Annotated in this window: 14 protein-coding genes and 2 pseudogenes; 9 read left to right on the top strand and 7 right to left on the bottom strand. The window is 63.3% G+C overall.

Going from position 1 to position 21,004, the window contains the following annotated elements; all coding sequences use genetic code 11:
- Window positions 1-834: 834 nt before the first annotated feature.
- Both ACNJ7E_RS13595 and ACNJ7E_RS13590 read left to right on the top strand, forming a co-directional pair.
- Window positions 835-1,864, top strand: a pseudogene (locus ACNJ7E_RS13595) (transposase).
- Window positions 1,865-2,199: 335 nt separating this feature from the next.
- A complete protein-coding gene (locus ACNJ7E_RS13590; protein WP_166680784.1) occupies window positions 2,200-2,370 on the top strand; it encodes a hypothetical protein in 171 nt (56 codons plus the stop codon).
- A 1,535-nt stretch (window positions 2,371-3,905) separates the two neighbouring features.
- On the opposite strand, the gene ACNJ7E_RS13585 is transcribed toward ACNJ7E_RS13590, so the two are convergent.
- On the bottom strand, window positions 3,906-4,133 hold the full coding sequence (locus ACNJ7E_RS13585; RefSeq protein ID WP_005262432.1) for a hypothetical protein: 228 nt from the start codon (window positions 4,131-4,133) through the stop codon (window positions 3,906-3,908).
- Window positions 4,134-8,484: 4,351 nt separating this feature from the next.
- On the opposite strand from ACNJ7E_RS13585, the gene ACNJ7E_RS13580 reads away from it, so the two are divergent.
- The 4 genes from ACNJ7E_RS13580 (at window position 8,485) to ACNJ7E_RS13565 (ending at window position 12,382) form a co-directional block, all read left to right on the top strand.
- A complete protein-coding gene (locus ACNJ7E_RS13580; RefSeq protein ID WP_418340107.1) occupies window positions 8,485-9,393 on the top strand; it encodes a hypothetical protein in 909 nt (302 codons plus the stop codon).
- Window positions 9,394-9,527: 134 nt separating this feature from the next.
- A complete protein-coding gene (locus ACNJ7E_RS13575; protein WP_418340106.1) occupies window positions 9,528-9,797 on the top strand; it encodes a hypothetical protein in 270 nt (89 codons plus the stop codon).
- Window positions 9,798-9,818: 21 nt separating this feature from the next.
- Complete coding sequence (locus ACNJ7E_RS13570) at window positions 9,819-11,585, top strand: hypothetical protein (protein WP_418340105.1); 1,767 nt, start codon at window positions 9,819-9,821, stop codon at window positions 11,583-11,585.
- Window positions 11,585-12,382 (top strand): hypothetical protein, encoded by a 798-nt coding sequence (locus tag ACNJ7E_RS13565; RefSeq protein ID WP_061041021.1) that lies wholly within the window; start codon window positions 11,585-11,587, stop codon window positions 12,380-12,382. Before ACNJ7E_RS13570 ends, ACNJ7E_RS13565 begins: the two co-directional genes overlap by 1 nt.
- 113 nt (window positions 12,383-12,495) lie before the next feature.
- Here the strand turns inward: ACNJ7E_RS13565 and ACNJ7E_RS13560 are convergent, their stop codons facing one another.
- From ACNJ7E_RS13560 to ACNJ7E_RS13545, 4 genes and pseudogenes are all read right to left on the bottom strand, one after another.
- Entirely contained in the window at window positions 12,496-13,761 is a 1,266-nt protein-coding gene (locus ACNJ7E_RS13560) for an IS256 family transposase (RefSeq protein WP_418340104.1), read from the bottom strand.
- 173 nt (window positions 13,762-13,934) lie between these two features.
- Window positions 13,935-15,812 (bottom strand): annotated as a pseudogene (locus ACNJ7E_RS13555) (RNB domain-containing ribonuclease).
- A 447-nt stretch (window positions 15,813-16,259) separates the two neighbouring features.
- Window positions 16,260-16,799 (bottom strand): helix-turn-helix domain-containing protein, encoded by a 540-nt coding sequence (locus ACNJ7E_RS13550; RefSeq protein ID WP_418340114.1) that lies wholly within the window; start codon window positions 16,797-16,799, stop codon window positions 16,260-16,262.
- A gap of 123 nt (window positions 16,800-16,922) precedes the next feature.
- Window positions 16,923-17,090, bottom strand: coding sequence for a hypothetical protein (locus ACNJ7E_RS13545; protein WP_418340103.1), 168 nt, complete (start codon window positions 17,088-17,090; stop codon window positions 16,923-16,925).
- Window positions 17,091-17,747: 657 nt separating this feature from the next.
- Between ACNJ7E_RS13545 and ACNJ7E_RS13540 the strand changes: the two genes are divergently transcribed.
- The 3 genes from ACNJ7E_RS13540 (at window position 17,748) to ACNJ7E_RS13530 (ending at window position 19,765) form a co-directional block, all read left to right on the top strand.
- Window positions 17,748-18,356, top strand: a complete 609-nt coding sequence (locus tag ACNJ7E_RS13540; RefSeq protein WP_418340102.1) for a TetR/AcrR family transcriptional regulator — start codon at window positions 17,748-17,750, stop codon at window positions 18,354-18,356.
- The gene (locus ACNJ7E_RS13535) at window positions 18,353-18,943 is read left to right on the top strand and encodes a GNAT family N-acetyltransferase (protein ID WP_418340101.1); all 591 of its coding nucleotides are present in this window, start codon (window positions 18,353-18,355) and stop codon (window positions 18,941-18,943) included. Before ACNJ7E_RS13540 ends, ACNJ7E_RS13535 begins: the two co-directional genes overlap by 4 nt.
- 552 nt (window positions 18,944-19,495) lie before the next feature.
- Window positions 19,496-19,765: a hypothetical protein gene (locus ACNJ7E_RS13530; RefSeq protein WP_370185688.1), complete on the top strand. Its 270-nt coding sequence runs from the start codon at window positions 19,496-19,498 to the stop codon at window positions 19,763-19,765.
- Window positions 19,766-19,842: 77 nt separating this feature from the next.
- Here the strand turns inward: ACNJ7E_RS13530 and ACNJ7E_RS13525 are convergent, their stop codons facing one another.
- Together ACNJ7E_RS13525 and ACNJ7E_RS13520 are read right to left on the bottom strand one after the other, a co-directional pair.
- Window positions 19,843-20,487 (bottom strand): PAS and ANTAR domain-containing protein, encoded by a 645-nt coding sequence (locus tag ACNJ7E_RS13525; RefSeq protein ID WP_418340100.1) that lies wholly within the window; start codon window positions 20,485-20,487, stop codon window positions 19,843-19,845.
- A gap of 183 nt (window positions 20,488-20,670) precedes the next feature.
- On the bottom strand, window positions 20,671-20,910 hold the full coding sequence (locus ACNJ7E_RS13520; protein ID WP_418340115.1) for a hypothetical protein: 240 nt from the start codon (window positions 20,908-20,910) through the stop codon (window positions 20,671-20,673).
- Window positions 20,911-21,004 lie beyond the last annotated feature (94 nt).

Below are 21,004 nucleotides of genomic sequence, written 5' to 3'. Positions count from 1 at the left end.
CCCACGACCACCTTCGTCCAATGTGCCGCTGACTGACCGAATGCTGTCCATCTGGCCGGGGCGTTATGGAGTGCTCAGTACACCTTCCCTACCCGGCCCTGGGTAAGATATCGCGATCAGGTTGTGGATCACGGTCTGCCGCCCAGTCGAATTCGTTTCTGTCCCGAACGCTCGGACTGAGCGCCAACCATCATGACGCGGCGACCCGCCTCGCCTGTCACAATCCAACAGGCGAGGCCAAATTTCTAATACTGCGTGCAAACGTCTCGTGATCCGTCGAGCGGTGAAGCACCCTGGCGCACGGGTCAGCTTCCCGCTAGACCAACCCGACGGGAAGTTGGGTGATCCCTTCAGTCAACGTCCCCTCCATCTCCGCCTGATCATCCCCGACCTCGTCTGATCAATCCATCGGGGTGATGCACGGTGCATCACCCCGATGCGGTCGGCTCCAGGGCTTGAGACCACAAATCCGAGGGCTTGAGCGAGTTCCAGTCGACTCGCCCAGCCGTCGCACATCCAGCGCCGTCAACCGCTAGTCCAGGATCGCCGGATGGCAATCGAACATGACTGAGGCCGTTGATTTTTCTAGCGATTTGACCGGGTACCGGTCGGCTTATGCATCCACTCACCGGTTGAAAGTCCGGCTCGGGAGTGCCAGCCGACGCGTCTCGACGCCACCGCAAAACTCCGGGTAGGTCATGGGACGAAACGTTTACGGGTGCACGTGACTTGGGTCAAGACGGCGGTCTGTGTCCGCCACCGCGCTCGTCGGCCGCAGACCGATCGGTTCCGCGTCTGACCGGCCTGTCGTAGCCAGGTGCATGGGCCCACGATATCGACCTCCAGCAGATCCGGACGGACCAACTCGCCGGCGCAACCCCCGACCTGCTGCACTAGCTACTGACGGTTCATCCACATCCTGATGAGGCCGACGCACGGTGCGGCGCCGACTACGGAACAACGCTCCGACGAGCGCGGCAACAGCCGGAACGGCTACCTGCACCACGGCTTCGACACCCTCGAGTAGCGATCCTCAAGCTGCGATCCGGTTCGTACTTCCCGGAGCATCTGGTTGCTGCGGCGCCGCAAGAGCGCCGAAAGGCACAGGCCACCGTGATTGTCACTTGCTACCTGCTCGGCGTCTCCACCCGGCGGACGGAGCGGCTCGTCGACACGCTGGGCACCACCTCGCTGTCGAAGTCGCAGGTATCGGTCATGGCCGAGGACCTCGACACCCAGGTCGAGGCGTTCCGCAGCCAGCCACTCGATGGCGGGCTTAACACGTTTGTCGCCGCCGACGCACTGGTGCTCACGGTGCGGGAGAACGAGCGGGTGGTCAACGTGCATACCCTGGTCGTGGATGTGACCTAGCCCGAGGACGGGGCCGGGCGGCTGGCGTTCTGCCGGTCCCTGGTCGCCCGCGGCTTGTCCCGGGGTGCGATTGGTGACCTCCGACGCGCACGCCGTCCCGGTGGTTGCGATCGGCGCTACCCTTCCGAGCGCTTTGTGACCGAGGTGCCGCCGCCGAGAAGCTGCCGAAGGTCGCCGATCACCTCGACGCCGGCCGGACCTGTTGGCACGTTCACCGGATTCCCCGAGCAGATCTGGACGAACAATCCGCGGGAGGACCTCCATAAGGAACTCCGCCGGACAACCGATGTGGTTGAAATCTTCCCCGACCGCACCGCCCGGATTCGGCTCGTCGGAGCGGTCCTCGCCGAATAACACGACGAGTGGATCGAAGAGCGCCGCTATCTCAGCCTGAACGCGCTGGCCCGCTCCCGCAGCGACATCCCACCGACAGCACCAGCGAGTTCACGAGGAGGTGACACCGGCCTTGACTGCCTTGCTCACCAACGAGTAGGCACACAACAACCTTCGTACACCACGCCCCGGGACTTGACCCGGTTAGACGAACGATGGACCAAGGACGCAACTAGACACGGCAATACAAACCGGCCACCGGCCCGGCGACGGTTGCGCCCGGCGCCAAGCTCTGACGCGCAGATGCAGGAGTGGGCCCATGCACTTGGACTGCAAAATCACGCTCGGCCACAGCGATCGCCATTCGCTGAGGGACCATGACGCCCTAAACCATCGCCTACGCAGCGCATGTACCTGCACCCAGGACCCTTCGCGAATTGGCTGCCCCAGAACTGGCCATCGGCCTCTGCCTAAGTCGATCATCAGTGTTCAGGTATGCGCATCAGCCTTTCGACGCTCAAACAGCTTCGAATTAAGGGCTTGTTTGCACCGCTCACGGTGCCCAGGAGTCGCCACGACGTGATCACGGCAACCGAGACGCGCGTCGCGGTCAGCGATGCGCTGACGGGCTTCCTGGGCCGCTTTTTGGGCCATCTCAGATGGTGAGGGACGGGACCAATCGATCTGAGTCAACCGCCACCGGAGGTATCCAACAGGCCTCTCGATATGTTGCGGCCAAATCCAGCCCCGCTGTTGGGTATCGCGCGTGAGCTCAGCGGCGATGTCACGCCCGGACCAGCGATTCCCATCAACGCCGGCACTCGCAAGGACTTCGCAGATTGCCCCAATGTGCCCAGCCGATTCGAATGCTGGTGCATGAACGAGCAGCTCTGCGGCTGTGCGCTGCAGGCCGATCGGTCGAGGTTGCTGTGCCAGGGACTTAGCAATCTTAGATTGCTGGCCCGCGCGCGCTTGCGCGCGTTTTGGTGATAACTCTCTAACAAGAGATAACAACTTAAATCCCCTGGAAGGGGATAGGGGGCCACGAGCGAGCAATTGGGGATAACTCGAGCGAGCCGCATTCTTTGAGCGTCGGACCTTCTTGGAGAGCTTTTTCCCCGCGCGTCCAGCGGCTATGACCAGGCTTTTCGGTGATGTCAGCGCCCAAACTGACGCCGCACGACGTTGAATCCGCCCGTGATGAGATTCAGCAGCATACGATTCGTCAGCTCTCAGGTACCTCCCTCGTACCATCTCGCGGGCGACAGAAAGTGTCTGAAGTGCCCTTCTCGCGCGTTTTACAACTGACACGCTGACTCCGCTGCGGTGGGCGATCGTGTCCCGCGCGGCGCATACGCGCCGGCCCGTCGACCGCTCTGCGAACGAGGCCATGGTTACGGCCACGGCGAAGACAAACTCTGTGCTCACCTTGAATCGCCGGCAAACGTCACGTCCGGTGGTGGAGTTCAACACATTGCGGACCTGGAGCTGCCAGGCAGTTCGTCCGGTCCATGCTGGTGTTGAGGCTTGTCGGCCGGGATCGACGGGTAACGACCAGGACCGGCCACGCTGCTCGCTCTCTGCGTTGAGTCGCTCGATTTCATTGACCCGCTCGACAGCGGCCGAGACGAGAGCGTCCCATTCTGGGTCGTTGGTCGTAGAAACCTCGCCAACAGGGGTGATCTGAACAGCGTCGACGGAAAATGCGGCCGCTTGAGCCGCAGAATTGGGGTGCATGACGCGCCTTTCACGCGCCCTTAACCAGGTTGTTGCCGTGAGTCGCTGGCATCACCAGCAGGAGATGGCTTACCCTGACAAGAGCGCACGGTATCGACACGACTGCTCGCGGGACTGCCAATCACAGGAGCGGACGTGTTGGAACGGCCAAATATGGGCGGTGGGTCTCATCCGGAAACGGTGGGACCCACCGACGTTTTCGCTAGTGGAATCGACACCCCCTCACGGCATGCGTGAACGCCGGAAGGGCCGGCGACATTAGGTCTGCGTACACGGAATTGTCACGTTGGCGCTGAGATGAGACGTTGCGGACACCGATATCACGTCGTGTCGCGTGCGCACGACGAATCGCGCGTCCTATACTCATAGAAGGCAGACCTCCTCCCTTGCGTGGCGGTTTGTACGACGAGCGGAACCCCCGGAGCTGGCGAGCGAAGGGGGGTTTCGCCTTTTTTGGGCTCTGATCAGCCCGTCATTGGCAACTCTTCCTGTCTGGCTTGCGCCGGAATCGCTGGCTCGTTCTCGAGTGCCAGCTGAACAAGCGCGATCATTCGATCGGTGATTGTCTTCACACGACCATCGTCAACCGGTGCGAGAATCCGGTCGGCGATCTCCGCGGGGAACTCAACCCCGATATGGCGAACGGCGACGTCGCGGGCTGGGCGCCCGCCCCGACTTTTCCGAGTTGTCATGCCTTAAATCCTGCTCTTTGGGTTTAACTAAACCGCGCAGCGACACGCCGAGTTAAATAAAACTCGAAAATGACGCGTCGGAACCTCCTCCAGGCGTGAATCTGGCTCCGAATCGTATGCGATCGCCACCCTGCCTACTGAAGAAATATCTGATCAAATCTTGCGGTGCGGCCGTAGGCAATCACACCACCCAAGAAACGTCACGTGATGAATCAAAATTTGTGTGGTACAGCGATTTACGTACAATTACACTGCTTCGCGACAACAAGAGATCGAGAGCCGCTCACAACACCTTCCCACCACGGATGTCACCGACCCTCCCCATAGACGAATTTCTGACGTCGCAATATCCGCAAATTCGACCTCTTTGCAGGACTTCTGGCCCATCCGTTATCGGCGTGTCAGCGAAATAGAGAGAAAGCAATTTGAGCGAGACGTGGAATCGTTGGGACGAATCACAGCCCGACTGCCAAGGGTTCCTCGCACGAGTTGAATTCTGTGGCGCCATCGAAAAGAGTCACCTCGCCTCGACGACCTTCAATCAGGCGGGTGACACCGACATCCCAATTTGCCTTCTGCCGACGCGCTACACAGACCCACTTGGGACGAAGTAGTGGAAATGCGCACGATGAACGGCGCAACTCACCGAGAATCTTTTGCCGGCCTCTCAACCATGTGAGCCGCGGCCATCTCATGGTCATCATGATCGACGCGGGTTCGGCTCTCGACCATCTTGACGTTCAGGTCTACGCGATCCTGACTTATACCGGGACGGCTACTATTTAGACGAGCGAACCATCCGCGATGTCTCGTGCCTAATACTGTTGAGCCCCCAACGCCAGAGACGCGGATTGCACTTCAGGCAGCAAGCATTGCCGTCAAGGTGGTTGGGCTCGTCGGGTCCTCGTCGGCCGGGGCCGGGGCAACGAGTATCTGCGAAATGATCACTGGCGACCCGAGCACAAATGCACGACGCAAGTTCGATACCTCACGATTCAGTCGTCCGCCGAATTATCCAGTCAAGAGACGGGGAACTCGCGTGGACAAGAATGTATTCACCCCCCCCGACCGACGGCAAATTGTGAGACATGCAATCTGGCGGCACAGGAAGTTGTCGGGATTGTCGGTGACCGGCCGACTATCGCTTCGGGCGGGAGCGCCGCTAGCTGACGGAACGATACGCAACAGTAGCTGGGGCGGTGCGGTTAGAGGCGATACGAAGACGTGATCGCGTCGTCAAAGGCGGTTGGGCAGTCCCGGATTCGTTACTCGCGCCACTACTCGCGCAACTTCGTCAACATCCAGATCTCGACGGGTTGCATCTTTGGTCAGTTCAGCATTTAGGCCTGCTGGAGGCCGAAGATAGTGACGCCGACCCCTTCTCTGCGACGAATTGCGCGCCGCAGCGAATGTTGGTGCACCGGTCTTGGTCCCAATGGGGAATAGATGATGATGCACGGTGCATCACCCGGAGGTCAGGTGATGCACCGTGCATCACCGAAGCACCGACAACGAACGGACTGGCGCGGATCGGTCGAGCAGGCGACGAGCCAGCGCGACCGCGACTTCACCGCGGTGATGCACCGTGCATCACCGGTGGGGTGCCCAGCCCACCTCGCCCGGTGCCGAGACCTTTCGCCGTCACATCCACTTGCGGCTTGGAACCGGTTGTGTCACGCCCTCGGTAATGCACCGTGCATCACCGAGGGCATCGACAACAAACCCGCGCGCGTATCGGTCAAGCAGGCGATGAGCTGGCCTGACCGCAACTCCACTGCGGTGATGCACCGTGCATCACGGGTACGTGTGGACCTCGCGTCGATCAGGTGGATCGACCTGACCCGGGCCGGGGTGGTGTACGCCTTAGGTGATGCACGGTGCATCACCTGAGTTGGGTCCATCCTCAGGGCGTCGTAGTGTTGCGACTCCGATACGATGGATTGGTGAGTTGCCGTGATTTCGCGAGGGGGTGACGACCGTTTCGACGGAGCAGGGACCATGAGGTCACTGAACACGCGTCGTCGGTTGGATACGCCTCAGCGTGTGGTCACGCCTTCCTTATGCTCCAAGCCTGGACATTCCATTGACCGACGGGGTGCTCGACTTCGGCTCGATCAGCGCTGCGAGGCCGGATGCTCGGTAGCTGGCTTAGTTTCAGTCAACGTCGCTCGTGCCTCGCCGTAATGGGCGGCGAAGAATGCTAACCGTTTTCGCCGGAACCGGATGCGGCCCGTGTCATCGTTATGGTGCTCCGAGCGAGCCGGCCGGGTACGGACGTTGGCTGCATGGTGTGGAATTCGTGGGAAATGCCCGAGTTCTGTTGGAGCGGCCGTCAGTGATCCACTACCTGTGTGGCCCGCCTCCGTCGGAAATGAGGCCGGTTGGGGGCGGTGCCCGACCGGCCTGCGCCATCCGGGGCACTCGATGCTGGGTGCAGAACTGCTTCGGTGTGAGGTGAACCGGATCCGGGTAAGCATCCGCGGTTTTGGAGAATGGTGTCGGGCAGGAAACGCGGCCCGCCTTCCTCGCCAGATTGCAGGATTGACCGGGTGTCGAGCGAACGCCCAACGATCTTACGGAGGGCACGTAGCGTCGGCATGTATTCCACAAACGTATCGAGTTTCTCGGCGGTGTACCGGAACGGCTCGATGCAGAGCTCTACGCCTACTGCACGGGGACCTTCGCAACTTCCTCGGAACTGCCTTCGGGTGATGCACCGTGCATCACCCGAACGTCACGTGATGCACCGTGCATCACCCGAAGGTGCGGGTGGATGCGCAACGTCGTGAGAAAGCCAGTCTGGTTGAGATGTTCAATACGGGTCCGACACTTCCCGCTTCGTTATGAACGTGCAGATGGTGGACCACGTGTGCGACCAAGTAAGAGACTGTCGAGGACTGAGGCAATTGCCGGGCCTTCGTGAGCAAATTGCATGTCGGGGCGACGACCCTAGCCCTTGCAGACGGAAATCGGGCAGGTCACGAGTCGCGCGAATGAAGATTTACGTGTCCGTCTGGTCGGCGATTATATATGATCGACCAAGTGCGCGCTGAGGTAGTCGCGTTGAGAACGATTCAAAACACTTCTATCGCAATGAAATTCGACGACGAAGAACCCATGCTCCACACCCGCCGATCACCGTGAGGCTGTAGCTTTGGACGTTGCCAGAGTTCATGCATCGGATGCGGATGGGCTCGTTGGCGTCACCGTGTCGCATCGTGGCCGAATCGAGCCGCTTCGAAGTCGAACCACGCGGAACCCCGCCGGAGCTGGCGGACGGCGGGGCCGCGACACCGGCAGTCGAGGATCGGTCAAGCAGCGCGAACCGTACTGGCTGAACAGGATTCAACTCACGGTGTTGCGACACCAGCGGCCTGCACATCGGGTCAGCCGGTGCAATCCAGATCGTATGATGCCGAAACCGCCGATCCCAAGAGTGTGTCGTACGCCACACACGATTTCTTGGGCGCTCACAGACGGCTCGTCGCGCATCCGGAACCCAGCCGAGCATGGTGAACCAATTGACAGCTGACCGCCTGTAGGCCGAGTGGCTTCTGCAGTTCAAAGCCACGTCCACGAACGTTTTTGCAGACCAATCACTTTCGTGCTCTCGCAACTCGATCGCTCTCAGCTACACGCAGAAGGAACGCGCGGTGGTCGCAGCAACGGCATCCTCACGTTCTTCGGCCCAGGCTGACCCTCGGTCGCGCGACGAAGATCAGAATGACCAACCGGGTGAATGCAAAGAATGACGATCTGCAAAGCGCTCTCGGCGTTACGGCCACACACAGCCGACGCCCTTCGCGGGAGGCATACAAGAAGCGGATGGCCTGATCCGCTGACCGAGACTCGGATCTGTCTGTGAGAGCGCAGGAGATCCAGGCCCTGCTACCGGCACGATCGCCGGTGGAGCATCGCCGATCAACCCCACGATGTGGTCGACGATTGAGGTCGCGACAGCCGAGGCGATAATCGACCGATGTCCACGAGAGCGGCTGGGCCGCTGCATTTTCGGCGCCAGATTGGAGCTCGGCCCACACCGCGGCGGTTTCGGTCCGCGAGATCTTTCGGAACGGTGACGGCTATCCGGCGTGCATGGTGACCCGCACGTGAACGTTGTTGATGGTTTGGTCGCCAGATGACGCACGCGGTGAACCGAGGCTCTGACCTCGACCACGCCTTCACCGCCGACGTCCTGGCCGAGTTCACCCGCACCGGATGGCTCGGCGGGCGCACGGCCAGATCGCCACCGCACTTGCCGCCCCCGCCAGAGGTGGCCCGGTGGTCGATTGGCGGGAGATCGTCGCCTCCCGGCGTGATGAGGCCCTGGAAACCCTGTCTCGCTCCCCGCATGACCCTCCACGCCGCTGCCGGGATGGTGCCGCTCGTCATCCGGGCCAAAATGGCCGCCGGCGTCGCACACGCGGTGCCGTGGGGAACCAGCCTCGACGGCCTCCTCGCCTCGGAGATCCGCGAGAACATGAAGGCTGTTTCCAGGGATGCGGGCACCGACTATCCGCCCTACCGTATCGATACCGTTCCGGAGGATCTGGAGCTGCCGCTGGCCCGCTGCCCCGGCGACGTCGCCGACCGGTGGCATTGGGCAGCGACATTCGCCTACCCGGAGGACGAGGTGCCAGGCCCGCACGTGCAGTACTGGTCCGCCCGCCCCGACCAACAGGCCCTGAGTCAGATGGCGGTCGAGTTGCCGTCGCAGGTGTCCGAACGGCAGGGACGCTACCGCTCCCGGGTGATGCCGCTCCCGCTCACGGTGTGCCGCACCTTGGTGTGGCGTGCGGTCGGCAACCCGGCTGCAGTCGCCGCACTGCTCGAACCCATCATCTCGATCGGGAAGAAGTGCGGCAGCGGGCACGGCCACGTCTTGTCCTGGGAGCTCATCGAACACCCAGCCGCCGATTCGTGGGCGTTCGCGCACCTGCATCCGGACGGCAGCCTCGGCCGCACTATCCCTGCTGTCTGCCTGCACGACGGGGAAAAGGTCCGTGTGGGTGGGAAAGGGTGGATGGGGTTGCGCCGCCGTACATGCACCCATCCCGTCGCACACCGGTGCTACTACCAGCGACCTGACCTGAATTCAGAAGTGAATCTGGTCCGACCGCCACCTCGCCCGTCACCGATGCGAAATGGCACTGGACTGCCCTCGGGTAACCGCCGACCAACTGCGAAGGGCTGGCTGTCCGCAGTCTGCTTGCACTCTTACTCGCATGGTTGCGAGCAAGAATGCAAGCACGTAGGTTGATGGCCACGAGCAGTAGTTGCTCGCCGTGGTAACCGAGACCGATGACTCAGTGGCCTGGTCGGTACACCTCAACGCGGAAAGGACAACTCTCGATGCCCAATCCCCGTGGTTCTCAGAGGCCCGAGGGCGCGTACATGCCACCCGTGCTGTCGCCTGCCACCCAAGACTCCCCTCCGGGCGGGAAGGCGACGACACCTCCTGTTGTCGCCACGCTGGAGCCCCTATCGCGAGAGGACAAGGAGGCCCTGAATACTCGCGTGCCGGCGAGCACTGCTCGGCGCCTGAAGTGGTTCACCAAGCACTACGAGTACACGGTCACCAATGTCGTTGATGTCGCGCTGCAGGAACTCTTCGCGCGCCACGGCGTTCCCAACATCGACTCAAACGGCGAGATCGTCGAATAGATGAACCGGGGAGGGCGATCGATGACGGGTGAGGACCAGTACGCGCTGTTCGAATTCGATGATGCCACTTCAGAAGTGGACGAAGATGTTGTTCCCTCCGAATCCATCTCCGACGAACAGTCGGACGGCGCCGAAGAAATCTCAACCGCGCAACCTGCCGAGGATGATCGTGACGCAACCAACCCGCCGCCGTGGGAGAGCCTGCCGGTGGGTGTCGAGGCGGATGAGCATGCGCTGATCGTGACCGCCGCGGGGACGTACACACCGTCCGGGCGGGAGTTGACCGGGCCGGTCGATTCGGTGGAGAAGCTCGACAAACTGGTTCGCTGGGCTTCCTTGAAGCCGTTGGGTGCGCCGCCGCAGGTGTGGATCGTCGGACAGGGCGCGTGCGAGGCGTTGGGGTGGGTGATCGACCCGGGCAACGAAGAGGACTTCGACGACATGGAGGCACTGCGCAACCGCGCCGCGTCCGAGCTGACCGCGGTCCTGCAGGCCGCCCTCACCCCGATGCTCAGCGCTGGGTGGGAGTTGCGCGGCGATCCGGGACACGTGGTGCACCTGTCCCGGTCGATTGGCAAGTTCACCTCGATGGTCGATGTGGTCATCGAACCGTACGTGTGGACGTACTGGAACAAGGACTTCGGCTGGAACAACCGGGTCGGTGAGATGGGCATTCTCGGCTCACCCACCGCCGGAACGTATCTCCCCGACGACGACCTGCCGGCCGCCCGCGAGTTGGGTCGCCGGTTGGCGTGGTCCGCGAAACACCTCGGCGTACTGCCCGGGCCGACACCGGCCCGAACCGGCGCCGCGATCCTCGACAAGATCAAGCGCGAACGCACCCGATCGGGGAAGGGCATTGTGGTGGCGACCGCCGGCCCGGTACCACCGCTCGATGGTGCTCCCCGCAAGGAGCTCGAACCCGCGGTCGGCTGGGTCCGCGTGCCCGACGCGGAGGATCTCGACGGGGTAAGCCGGTTGGTGTCCATCGACCAACGGGCCGCCTACCTGGCGTCGGCCGGGATGCTCGAATTCGGCTACGGGCAACCCACACATCTGACCGGTGGGGCGGCGGCCGCGGCGGCGGTGGGGGACAAGGGTGCCCCGTTCGGGCTGTGGCGGATCACCCTCCCTCCCGGGCAGACACTGTCGCTGCCCGAGAAGCTGCCGCCCCCGCACCCGCACATGCGGGCGGACCAGCCGGTGCAGACGTGGGTCACCTCGGTCAGCCTCGACGGGTTGTGCTCACCGGTCGCGGATGGGGGGATCGGCGCCGACCTCGACGACCTCGACATCACCGAGGCCTGGGTCTACCCGCAGCAGGGCCGCGTACTGGACAAGTGGGCGAAGATCCTCCGCGAGGCCCGCAAGAGCGCTGTGGACACCGAGGACGCCGCAATGAAGAGCTTCATCGGCGCCTGCTACAAGGGCTACATCGGGCGGATGGTCAACCCGGACATGTGGACTGCCAAGCAGATGCAACACCACCACCAACCGCTGTGGCGGGCGGCGATCATCGCCCACTGCCGGTGGCGCGGCCGGCGGGTGGCGATGCGGATCGCCCGCGAGCACGGCCACTGGCCGGTCCGCACCATCACCGACTCCTGGGTGTACCTCCTCGCAGGCGGTGAGGACATCGCCGACGAAAGCGACGCTTTGGGGAAGATGTCGGTGGAGAAAGACACACTGCTCACCGACACGCTTCTGTCTGACCTGGCGTCGGCGGAGGACATGCACGATGTGAAACTCACGATCAAAGCGGCATTCGCCGAGGAAGACGAGGACTGATGGCCCTGCATCTTCCCAAGCCCCGCACCACGAAGCCGCCGCAGCAGGCGGTCGGTCTCGATGGCCTCAAGGTTTCCGTCGCCAGCGCCGCGACCAGCGGTGTGGAGAAGTCGAAGCAGGTCAAAAGCGGGGGACTCGCGGGTTTAACCAGCAAGGTCTCGGTGAAACAGTTGCGTAAGGAACTCGGCAACGAGGGCCTGCGGCAGGCCGCGATCGATGCCGGCCGCACACCGCCGTCCGCCCGCACGTTGCGCCGGTGGGCGCAACAAGGCCGCATCCCCCACGCCGACGTCCTCGAGCGTGCCCAACGCCGTGCCGCGATCGAACGCCTCGGCGGCATCGACGCTGTGGCCACCAAGATCGGCCGATCCCGCTCCGCCGTCTCCCGATACAGGTCCGGTGAAACGAACGAGCTGCGCGCCGACGCCAGCAAGAAACTCCGCAACGTCAAAGCCGAGGACATCATGAAACGCGCCGGCGTACTGCGCCCCGACGGAACACCCAAAAAGGCGGTCATCCGCGTCAAGGGCGGCGTCATGGTCCGCAACGGCGCCGACGAGGGCTACGACTACCGCATCCGCACCCTGGACTTCGCGAACTCCGACACCCCGTTCACAAGTGAAGAGTCCCGCGAACTCGCCGCCGCACTGGCCAACGACGATCACGCCCGCGTCGTCGCGTTGCTCGAGCGGCACGCCACCCTCGACTACCCCGAAAACAAAGGCTTCGACACGTACAGCGACCAATTCGGATTCCACTTCGACCACATCGACTCCGTCCACATCGACTGGATCTGATCTCAGCCGGACCGAACCACGGGCGGACAAGTCGTTTCCGCAAGTCAGCATCGTGGAACCGGTGCTACCCGGGACTGTCAGAACATCGGTGGATCCAGTTCTGGCGCATGAATCTAGATCACGGTTGGGGTGATTCGGCCTTCGAATGTGATAGCAAACGCGTTGAGGGCCGGCTTCCACCTCGTCACCCATCGTGCTCTTCCCTTACCCGTCGGGTCCAGCGACCGGGTGGCGAGGTAGAGGCACTTGAGCGCGGCCTGCTCGCTGGGGAAGTGGCCCCTCGCCCGCACCGCCCGCCGGTAGCGCGCGTTGAGGGACTCGATCGCGTTCGTTGAGCAAATGACCCGGCGGATCTCGGGGTCGTAGTCGAGGAAGGGCACGAACTCGCTCCAGGCGCTTTCCCACAGCCGGACAATCGCCGGATACCTCGGCCCCCATTTGTCGGCGAACTCGGTGAACTGCTCCTTGGCCGCGGCCTCGTTGACAGCGGTGTATATCGGCCGCAGGTCCCGTGACATTTCGTCCCAGTACTGACGCGATGCGTAACGAAAGGTGTTACGCAAGAGGTGAATCAGGCAGGTCTGCACCACCGTGAGTGGCCACACGGTAGTGATCGCGTCGGGCAGTCCCTTGAGTCCGTCGCAGACGGCGATGCACACGTCTGCGACCCCGCGGTTGCGGATTTCCGTCAGGACGGCGAGCCAGAACTTGGCCCCCTCCCCGCCGTCACCTGCCCACAGCCCGAGGATCTCGCATTCCCCGGCGGTGGTGACGCCGATGGCGACATAGACGGGCCGGTTGGCGACCTGACCGTCGCGGATCTTGACGTGGATGGCATCGATGAACAGCACCGGATACACCGGGTCGAGGGGACGGACGGACCATTCGGCCATCTCCGTGAGGACCTTGTCGGTGATCTTGCTGATGGTCTCCTTCGAGACCGATGCGCCGTAGACGTCGTCGAAGTGTGCTGCGATTTCGCCTGTGGTCAGGCCTTTCGCCGAGAGGGACAAAATGATTTCGTCGACCCCGGTCAGGCGTCGCTGCCGTTTCTTGACGATCTGCGGATCGAACGAGGCATCGGTGTCTCGTGGCACCTGGATCTGTACCGGTCCGATTTCGGTGAGCACGGTCTTCGTCCGCCTCCCGTTCCGGGAGTTTTCTCTGTTTCGTCCCGTGACGTGGTGTTTCTCGTAGCCGAGGTGCTCGTCCATTTCGGCTTCGAGTGCGGTTTCGAGGACGTTCGCGGTGAGCTGGTTGAGTAGTCCGTTCGGTCCGACCAGCTCGACGCCCTCGGCTTTGGCCTGGGCCAACAGTTGTTGGGCCAGCTTCTGGTGGTCAATCTTCGACTGATCCATGTGATCAAGTGTTTCGGTCATCGTCTTGCCTTCTCGCCAAGAGAACTCGGCGTGTCGGCCAGATCCAGTTCAACCGTTATCCCGACAGTCCCTGCTACCCCGGAGGCGCTTCTATCTTGTCTAGCACTCCTCGCAATGCCGGAAGCTAGGTGGGGTCGGATAGCAGGAACCCCTTCGGCAGACACCTGTCGTCTTCAGCGCTGTCTAAAAAGTGTCTCGATGAGCGCGGTGGCCGATGCGGTCTTCGCCGCGGTTTTCGTGGGCGTGGTGGCGGTTGCGGTGTGGCCGGCGAGGCGCACGGTGGCGGTGAACCGAGGTGCGTGCGCGGGCCCCTCCGTGCAGAAGTTCCACTCAGGTGGGGGCTGGTTGTTGTTCTGGGCGAGACTCATCAGCCAAGCGGTCGGGTTGGACAGTGCCTTGGACTTCTTTGCCCCGTCCAGGTTCAGCGCGGACGGCACGGTCGTCCGGTGCGGGGCACCGGAGGCGGCGAGGCCGGAAACCATCGGCGCCGGTGGGGAAGTCGTGGGTTGCGGAGATGCCTGGGTGGTGGGCCATTCCGGGTCCGCATCGGGGTGGTCGGTGCCGGTCAGCTACGCACGTACCGCCGCCCAGAGGGCTGCCTGTTCGGCCGGTTTCTTCGCGGCCGCCGTGACCCACCGCCCGCGAATGTTCAGGTGGGTAGCGCGGGCGGCGAACAGTGGGTTGTGGTCGGCACCGTTGCGCCGGATCTCCACGTCGGTGGGCGGTTGGTCGGGGTGGGCTTGCCGCCACACCGACACCACGCTCGGACCCATCTCCGGATGGGTATCAGCGAGGGTGTCCAGGACGCGGAGTTGAAGGGGAAGCCAGCTGGGGTTGGCGACGTCGATCAGGACCGCGACGTCCGGGGCGGTCAGCAGGTCGGCGTCGACGCGGCGGGCGAGCTCGGCGGCGAGTTCGGCCCGAAGCGGTCCAAGGGCTTCAGCTTTGAGGACCTTGTGGAATCGACGACTGTCGAGTGCAGTGAGATCGGCAGTGGCCTGCTCGGCGACGATGCGTTGGTCGGCGTGCTTGAAGTGATTCTTCTTCGCCTCCCGGGCGGCGCGGGTGCGCCGGTTCAGGTCGGCGCCGAGGGCGGCGAGCTGGTCCGGGGTGTAGGGGGTGGGGGAGTGGTCGAGGTGGGCGACGATGATCCGCTGGTTGATCAGGTCGGCCACCCGGCGCAGCGGGGAGGTGACGTGGCTGTAGGCGCTGAGCCGTAATCCGTAGTGGCCGTGGACCGTCGGGTCGTAGGTTGCGGCCCGCAGCGTGGACAGCAGCCGTCCGCGGAGTTTCGCGAACAGGTCGGGGTCGCCGGCCGCGGCGGCGATCTCGGTCATCAGTTCGTCGGTGCTGCCGGCGACGGGGTTGGGTCGGTGGTTGCGGAAGAGGATCGGTAACCCCTGCTCCACACACCAGAGGGCGACGGCCTCGTTGGTGGCGATCATCAGTTCCTGGACTATGACGTAGGCGACGGTCCGCAGTTCGGCGGCGATCGCCACGATGGCGCCGTCCTCGTTGGTCGCCCAGCCGCGGGTGAGGTCGTAGAACGCCAGCGCCCCGCCGTCGCGGCGGGCGCCGAGCAAGACGTGCGCGGCCGCATCCGCCGCGGCCAGTTGGGGGTGCAGCGGATGTGCCGAGTCGGTCAGGATGCCGGGCACCTCGGCGTGATCGACCGCCACACACCGACCCGACGCGACCTGTCCACGCCCGACGGTGACGTCGACCAACTGCCCGTCGGTGGTGATAGTGCCGGTAACCCGCAGGCTGGTCCGCACGGCCTCGGCGGTCAGGGTGGCGGCCTGTTCGGCCGTCTCGCCGAGCATCGGAATGGTGCGGCTGCGCAGGTACCGGGTCTCCGCCCGCAGGAACGCCTGCTCATCAGCGACCGACCCAAGCCCGACGACATCGGCCACTCCCGCGATATGAACCTCGACCGTCAAGCCACGGCCGTCGGCCCGCGGGACGACGGAGAAGGCGTCGTCCCGGTCCCGTGCATGCTGCGAGTCGATCATCAGCAGCGTCGACATATCGGTCGCTGTCGAAGATGTCATGGTCGCCGTACCCCCTTTTGGTTCTACAGCACTTCGACGATAACTAATCCCCACCTGGCGCGTCGGCGACGCGCCAGGTGGGGATCATCTGCGCGTCCTTAAAATCGGTTCTAGGTATGTCTTGTTCACCGCGGTGAACAACCGATGAGACAACATTGATCGTTGTTGCAGTCCGGACAATGAACTATCCAGAAAGAGAATCTGGCAATCGCATGCCCCGGGCCCGGCGGCTCGATCCCCTCCACGCCAACGACGCAGGCACTCCCAGGAGGCGACACAAATCGCCGACGCCCAGGTCAAGCGCGTGTGCCTACCGATCGGCCGCGTGCTCTCGCTTCGGTAGTTCACCAGACAGAGGCTCACGACTGTGGTCCCGTTCGCCCACGCTGATCCGAACGACCTAGGACGCCGACTCCTGCGCACCGCCGTCAGCGTGGGAAAATCGGTTCAGTGTGCGGTGAATTTTTCGTTCCGGCGGAATCCTGATCGGTTTCTGTCGGTTCCGTAATTTACTGTGACTGTCGCGACGACCAACGGATCGCCACTCACTGCCCAGACCGGTGATGATCCGTCACCCTCCTGATCTACGGGGTCCCGCGGATTGGTGTGTAGCGGCCTGTTCTTGAATCGGCGCCACCAGCTCGTCAGGCCGGTGTCGGCCGCAATAAGCCGCAATGTAGTCGTTTTCGCACGTCTCCCCGATCTCATGGTGCCTGTCACGCGCGCCGACCAAGTGCGATCCCAGGCGCTCGCGACGCCCTCGACACTGATGCCGTACGCCCTGCCCATCGCGTGTAGCCAGTCGTTCGACGGCTCTCGCCGACCTTTCACTGCCACTTGCAGCACGGATGCTGACACCCCGATGAGCTCAGCCGCACCGCGTTGGTTAAGGCCGGCGGGGGTTCGAATAGCAGAACTGGGACGCCCCCCAAACCGACATCGACCGATGGCTGGCCGCCGGCGCCCCCGACGCCACCGCGACTTCATCCGCCGGACGAACACCCGCCACCTCACCACCTCCACGTCCCCCTGGCCTGGCCGCGAAGGCCTCGCCGCACACCTCCTAGACGAAGCCAAACGATGGGCACCGGCTCGGCTAGGTAAACTCACTCAGAAGTAGTCGGCGGGTGTCGCGTAGTGAGCAACGTGACGCTCGACATCGAACGGTTCCCACTCGGGATCGCAGAAGGCCGCCGCATCCAGCCGATAGTGCACGCGACACCGTTGTGCCAGATACTGCTCGCCGACATCCTCAGGCAGCGGACCGTAATAGGCCACATTTCTGCCGGAGACAGTTGTAGGCACGTATGGCGCGACTTGCCCCTTATCCCACACCGCGTTACGGCACCTGCGTCCTTGAGCTGTTCGTCCGACGCACTGCCCAGCCAGGTAGTAAACCGGGAACGAAAACAGACGCGGCTCCCCGTGGACGGTGATACACACCGGATAGTTCGGGTCCAGATCGGCCAGTGAAGGTATGCGATCCGGGAGAGTCCTGACCGGTGGCGTATCCCGCGTCATCGAGACTATCTGCCGCGGTGGCGTCGGGCCGCGACGTGGGCCGGACTTCTTCTTGCGAGTTTTAGATGTCGGCCCTAGGCCAAACTTACACAGCCGGACAAACCGATGCGGCTAGTGGTGTGACCAGCTCGATCGGCGTCTTCGCCGGCATTAAAAGTTCCGGCTCAGCCCCGGGCAACTATGGCCGCCGGAGCGGCAACGTAATTGTAGGTTCTCGGCTCGCGTGCCACTTCTCGGTGTCCTCGACCTGCGGGTTCTCGACGCCGTGTTAGTGCGTGAGTCGCACGAATCTGTCAGAATCCTCAGCCCGGGCGCCGTCCCCTGACATGAGGGTCTCGACCAATCAACGCACTGTTCGCTATTCAGCATTCCCTGATAGAATGAACAATTGTTCACTACATTGATGGGGGAAGCGTGGCACGCACCGCCGAGCAGAACGCCGCCCTGACCGCGGCAACACGGAGCGCGGTGCAGACCGCGGCCGTGCGCGTCTTCGCCCGTCACGGGTACGCCGCAACGGCCATCCGCGACATCGCGCTCGAAGCCGGCGTCAGCATCGGCACGATCTACCGTCACTATCCGACCAAAGACGCGGTCTACGGCGACCTGCTCGACCAGGCACTGACCGGCCTGACCGCCCTGACCGAGGAACTGTCCGGCTCGGGGCGCCCGGCCGAGATCATCCGCGGATTCACCGCTCACTACCTGTCCGATCTCACCGCCGACGATGGTGCCGCAGAGTTCATGGTCGTCATCAACCAGGCTGTGACTGCCGGTGTTCCGGCCGGAGAAACCACCCGAATCCTCGACGCCCACCGCTCGATGTGGTGTGCCTTCGAGGATCTGATTCGTCGAGGCCAAACGGGCGGTGACTTCGGTGACGGTGAGCCGGCCCAGCTCACGACCTGCTACTTCGCGTTGCTCGGCGGCCTTACCTCGCTCCGGGTCGGTGTCGGCGCCGAATTCACGGCCCCGGATGTCGATGTCGTGCTCAGACTGCTCACGAGAGGACGGACGACATGATCGTGATCAAGCGTGGTGACGAGCTGGGCGAGGGTTACCGCAGGCAGATCACCGAGGTGCTGGTCCGTGGCTTCGCCAAGGACTTCGCCTTCTTCTCTGCCGACCCGGAGCAGCTGGCCGCCGCGTTCGAGCACATGCTTCTCATGGATCGTTTCGTCGTGGCCCTAGCTGAAGGCCAGCCCGCGGCCATAGCGTCGGTCACCTCCCGTGATCAGGAGTGCTTCGCACCGCGGTTGCCGGAGTTCCGTCGCCATCTCGGGCTCCTGCACGGGACCATCAGCTACCTGGTGGTGCGCTCACAGTTCCTCGGCGCGCCCGAGCAGGTACGGGACGGTGTGGCCGAGATCGGCTTCGTCACGACCGCCCCCACCCACCAGAGGCGGGGATTGGGAATCGCACTAATGCAGTACATCGTCGATCTTCCCAACTACGACGAGTTCATCCTGTGCGACATCAAGGACACCAACGCGCCCGCGCTCGGTCTCTACCGCAAATTCGGCTTCACCGAGTACCGGCGACGTCCCATCCGCTTTGCTCGTCGCGCCGGCTTCAGCCAATACCTCTCGCTCCGCCTCACACGGGCGTAGACCTGCGCCCGCACGATCGCTTTATCAATCACCGCGAAAAGTTCTCACACTGGCCTCAATTGGGGGTGATCAGGTCCCCGCGTGATGCCGACGGTGATGATGAGCTCCGGACTCGTCGAACCGGCAAACTACTAACAACTTGATGCGGATCCATATATCGCGACAGGACCGCCGTTGCCTCGCGTACCTGACCTCGCTGGTCCTGGACACGCATCCAATGTCGTCCCGAGTGACACGAAACCTGGAAAGTGACACGCGAGTGACATGAAATTTGGAAAGTGACGCCGCTTCGCGGAACCTACAGTAATGCAACCGTGTGTCTATACGACTTCGCAACCGCTATCACTCATGGTTCATGCGGGATCACTGCTGTAAAAAAACATTTACGCAGCGTCTCGCTCGAACCACGAGGTCAGCATGCTTTTTGCTCTGCAGAGTCCCGGCGCCGCGCCGCGACCATGGATTTCGTGCAGGTGGGGGCGGAATATCCGTGATGTGCCGGCGCGGGCGGCGTTCGGTAACAGCACAGCCGGCGATCGCGAAGTTGATCTTGTGCGAACACTGATACTGATCGGAACGGCCCTCGGTCTCGGCGCGGGCCTGGTGTGTACCAGCCTGTTCGCCTGGTGGCTGTCGTACCCGGTGCACGTCTACACCGCCAGCTACGAACCGCTCGGCTCCGACGAAACCACCGGGCGGATGGGATCGGTGAATCCCATCCCGTTTCTCGCGGCCGGCCTGATAGTCAGCGCGGTCCTCGGCGCGATTTCCGGCTTCGTTGCCGCGCGCCGTGGCTGGCGGCTGACACACCACGGTGCGTGATCTCCGGTGTGTCGAAGCGGATGTCCCAGTCTCGTTCCCGTTCTGCGGTTTAACGACGCCGTCCGCGGGACTGCGGTCTACACCGGGCGCCGGGCGCCTTCGTGCGCGGTGAGCAGCAGATGATCGAACTGAGTGCGCAGACCCGTCCCCGTCTCGCACTGACCGAACCCGGCGATGATCAGTTCCGCGAGGATGCGTAACCGAGTGTTGGTCTCTTGCGAGCGCCAGACGAGGACGTCGAACGCCCGGTCGGCGGAAATTCCGTAGACCAGCATCAGCGCACCCTTGGCCTGCTCGATCACCGCCCGCGACTCTTGCAGTTCGGCGACCGCCTCGTCGACCGACTCGTTCACCTCGTCACGGTAGGTCTCGGTGAGGTCGATGTAGAACCCGGTCGTCCCGACCACCGCGCCGGAGTCGTCGCACAGACGGTCCCCGACAACCACGACCCGGTGGACTTCGCCGGCGGTGTCGAGGATGCGGTGCTTGCTGCTGAACGGTTCGGCGGCGCTGATCATCCGGTCCAGGACCCGCGCCACGTGCGGGTGGTCCTCGGGGTGCTTGTGGGCGAGCAGTAGTTCGGTGGTCGGAACGATCTCCCCGGGCCGGTAGCCGTGCATCCGGGCGACGGCATCGGACCATTCCCACCGCTGCCCGTCCAGGAAGAAGCGGAAGCTGCCCACCCGCTGCGGCTCCCCGCCGAACACCTGCTCTGAACCCACGCCCTATTTCTAGCGCATCGCGGTAGCCGCAGAGTTGCCCCGGTCCCACGGCGGCGACCGGTCCCCGGCGCCGCCGCCACTCGGAATCGCGAGGACGTCAACTGTGCTGCGGCAGGGAAGAGTTGGCGTCGATCGCCCCGGTGATGTACAACCTTCACTACAGAAAATGTGAAGCGGATCACATCACTGTGACGGGATGGCACACCACCGGTGTGCCGAGTCCGCGGACACGATGAAAGGCAGGGCGCGCATGACCACAGCCTCGATGATTCCGGCGTCTTCGATCACCTCGCGGCCGCCGGTGCGGCGCAGCAGCGGCGGCATGAGCACCGCGGAGATCAAAGCGAGGATCGAGGCCATGTACGCCGACGACCGCCGACCGATGACCCAGACGGGTCCGCGCTGATACCACAAGGGGTACACGATGAATGTGCTGCTTCTGCTGGGTTTGCTGATCACCGCGTTCGCTGTCGTGTTGGCGATGCAGACCGACGAGCAGTCTCGCTCTCGGCACTGA

Source organism: Rhodococcus mengyinensis, assembly GCF_048381435.1.
Lineage (GTDB): Bacteria > Actinomycetota > Actinomycetes > Mycobacteriales > Mycobacteriaceae > Rhodococcus_F > Rhodococcus_F opacus_D.
Note: the sequence above shows the minus strand (reverse complement) of the source record. Positions and strands in the feature narration are given on the sequence as shown.

Bases quoted from the DNA above. Each gene is read 5' to 3' on its own strand.
- ACNJ7E_RS13580 (WP_418340107.1), top strand. From the start codon at position 8,485: ATGACCCTCCACGCCGCTGCCGGGATGGTGCCGCTCGTCATCCGGGCC.
- ACNJ7E_RS13585 (WP_005262432.1), bottom strand. From the start codon at position 4,133: ATGACAACTCGGAAAAGTCGGGGCGGGCGCCCAGCCCGCGACGTCGCC.
- ACNJ7E_RS13535 (WP_418340101.1), top strand. From the start codon at position 18,353: ATGATCGTGATCAAGCGTGGTGACGAGCTGGGCGAGGGTTACCGCAGG.
- ACNJ7E_RS13560 (WP_418340104.1), bottom strand. From the start codon at position 13,761: ATGACCGAAACACTTGATCACATGGATCAGTCGAAGATTGACCACCAG.
- ACNJ7E_RS13575 (WP_418340106.1), top strand. From the start codon at position 9,528: ATGCCACCCGTGCTGTCGCCTGCCACCCAAGACTCCCCTCCGGGCGGG.
- ACNJ7E_RS13590 (WP_166680784.1), top strand. From the start codon at position 2,200: ATGCGCATCAGCCTTTCGACGCTCAAACAGCTTCGAATTAAGGGCTTG.
- ACNJ7E_RS13565 (WP_061041021.1), top strand. From the start codon at position 11,585: ATGGCCCTGCATCTTCCCAAGCCCCGCACCACGAAGCCGCCGCAGCAG.
- ACNJ7E_RS13550 (WP_418340114.1), bottom strand. From the start codon at position 16,799: ATGAAGTCGCGGTGGCGTCGGGGGCGCCGGCGGCCAGCCATCGGTCGA.
- ACNJ7E_RS13570 (WP_418340105.1), top strand. From the start codon at position 9,819: ATGACGGGTGAGGACCAGTACGCGCTGTTCGAATTCGATGATGCCACT.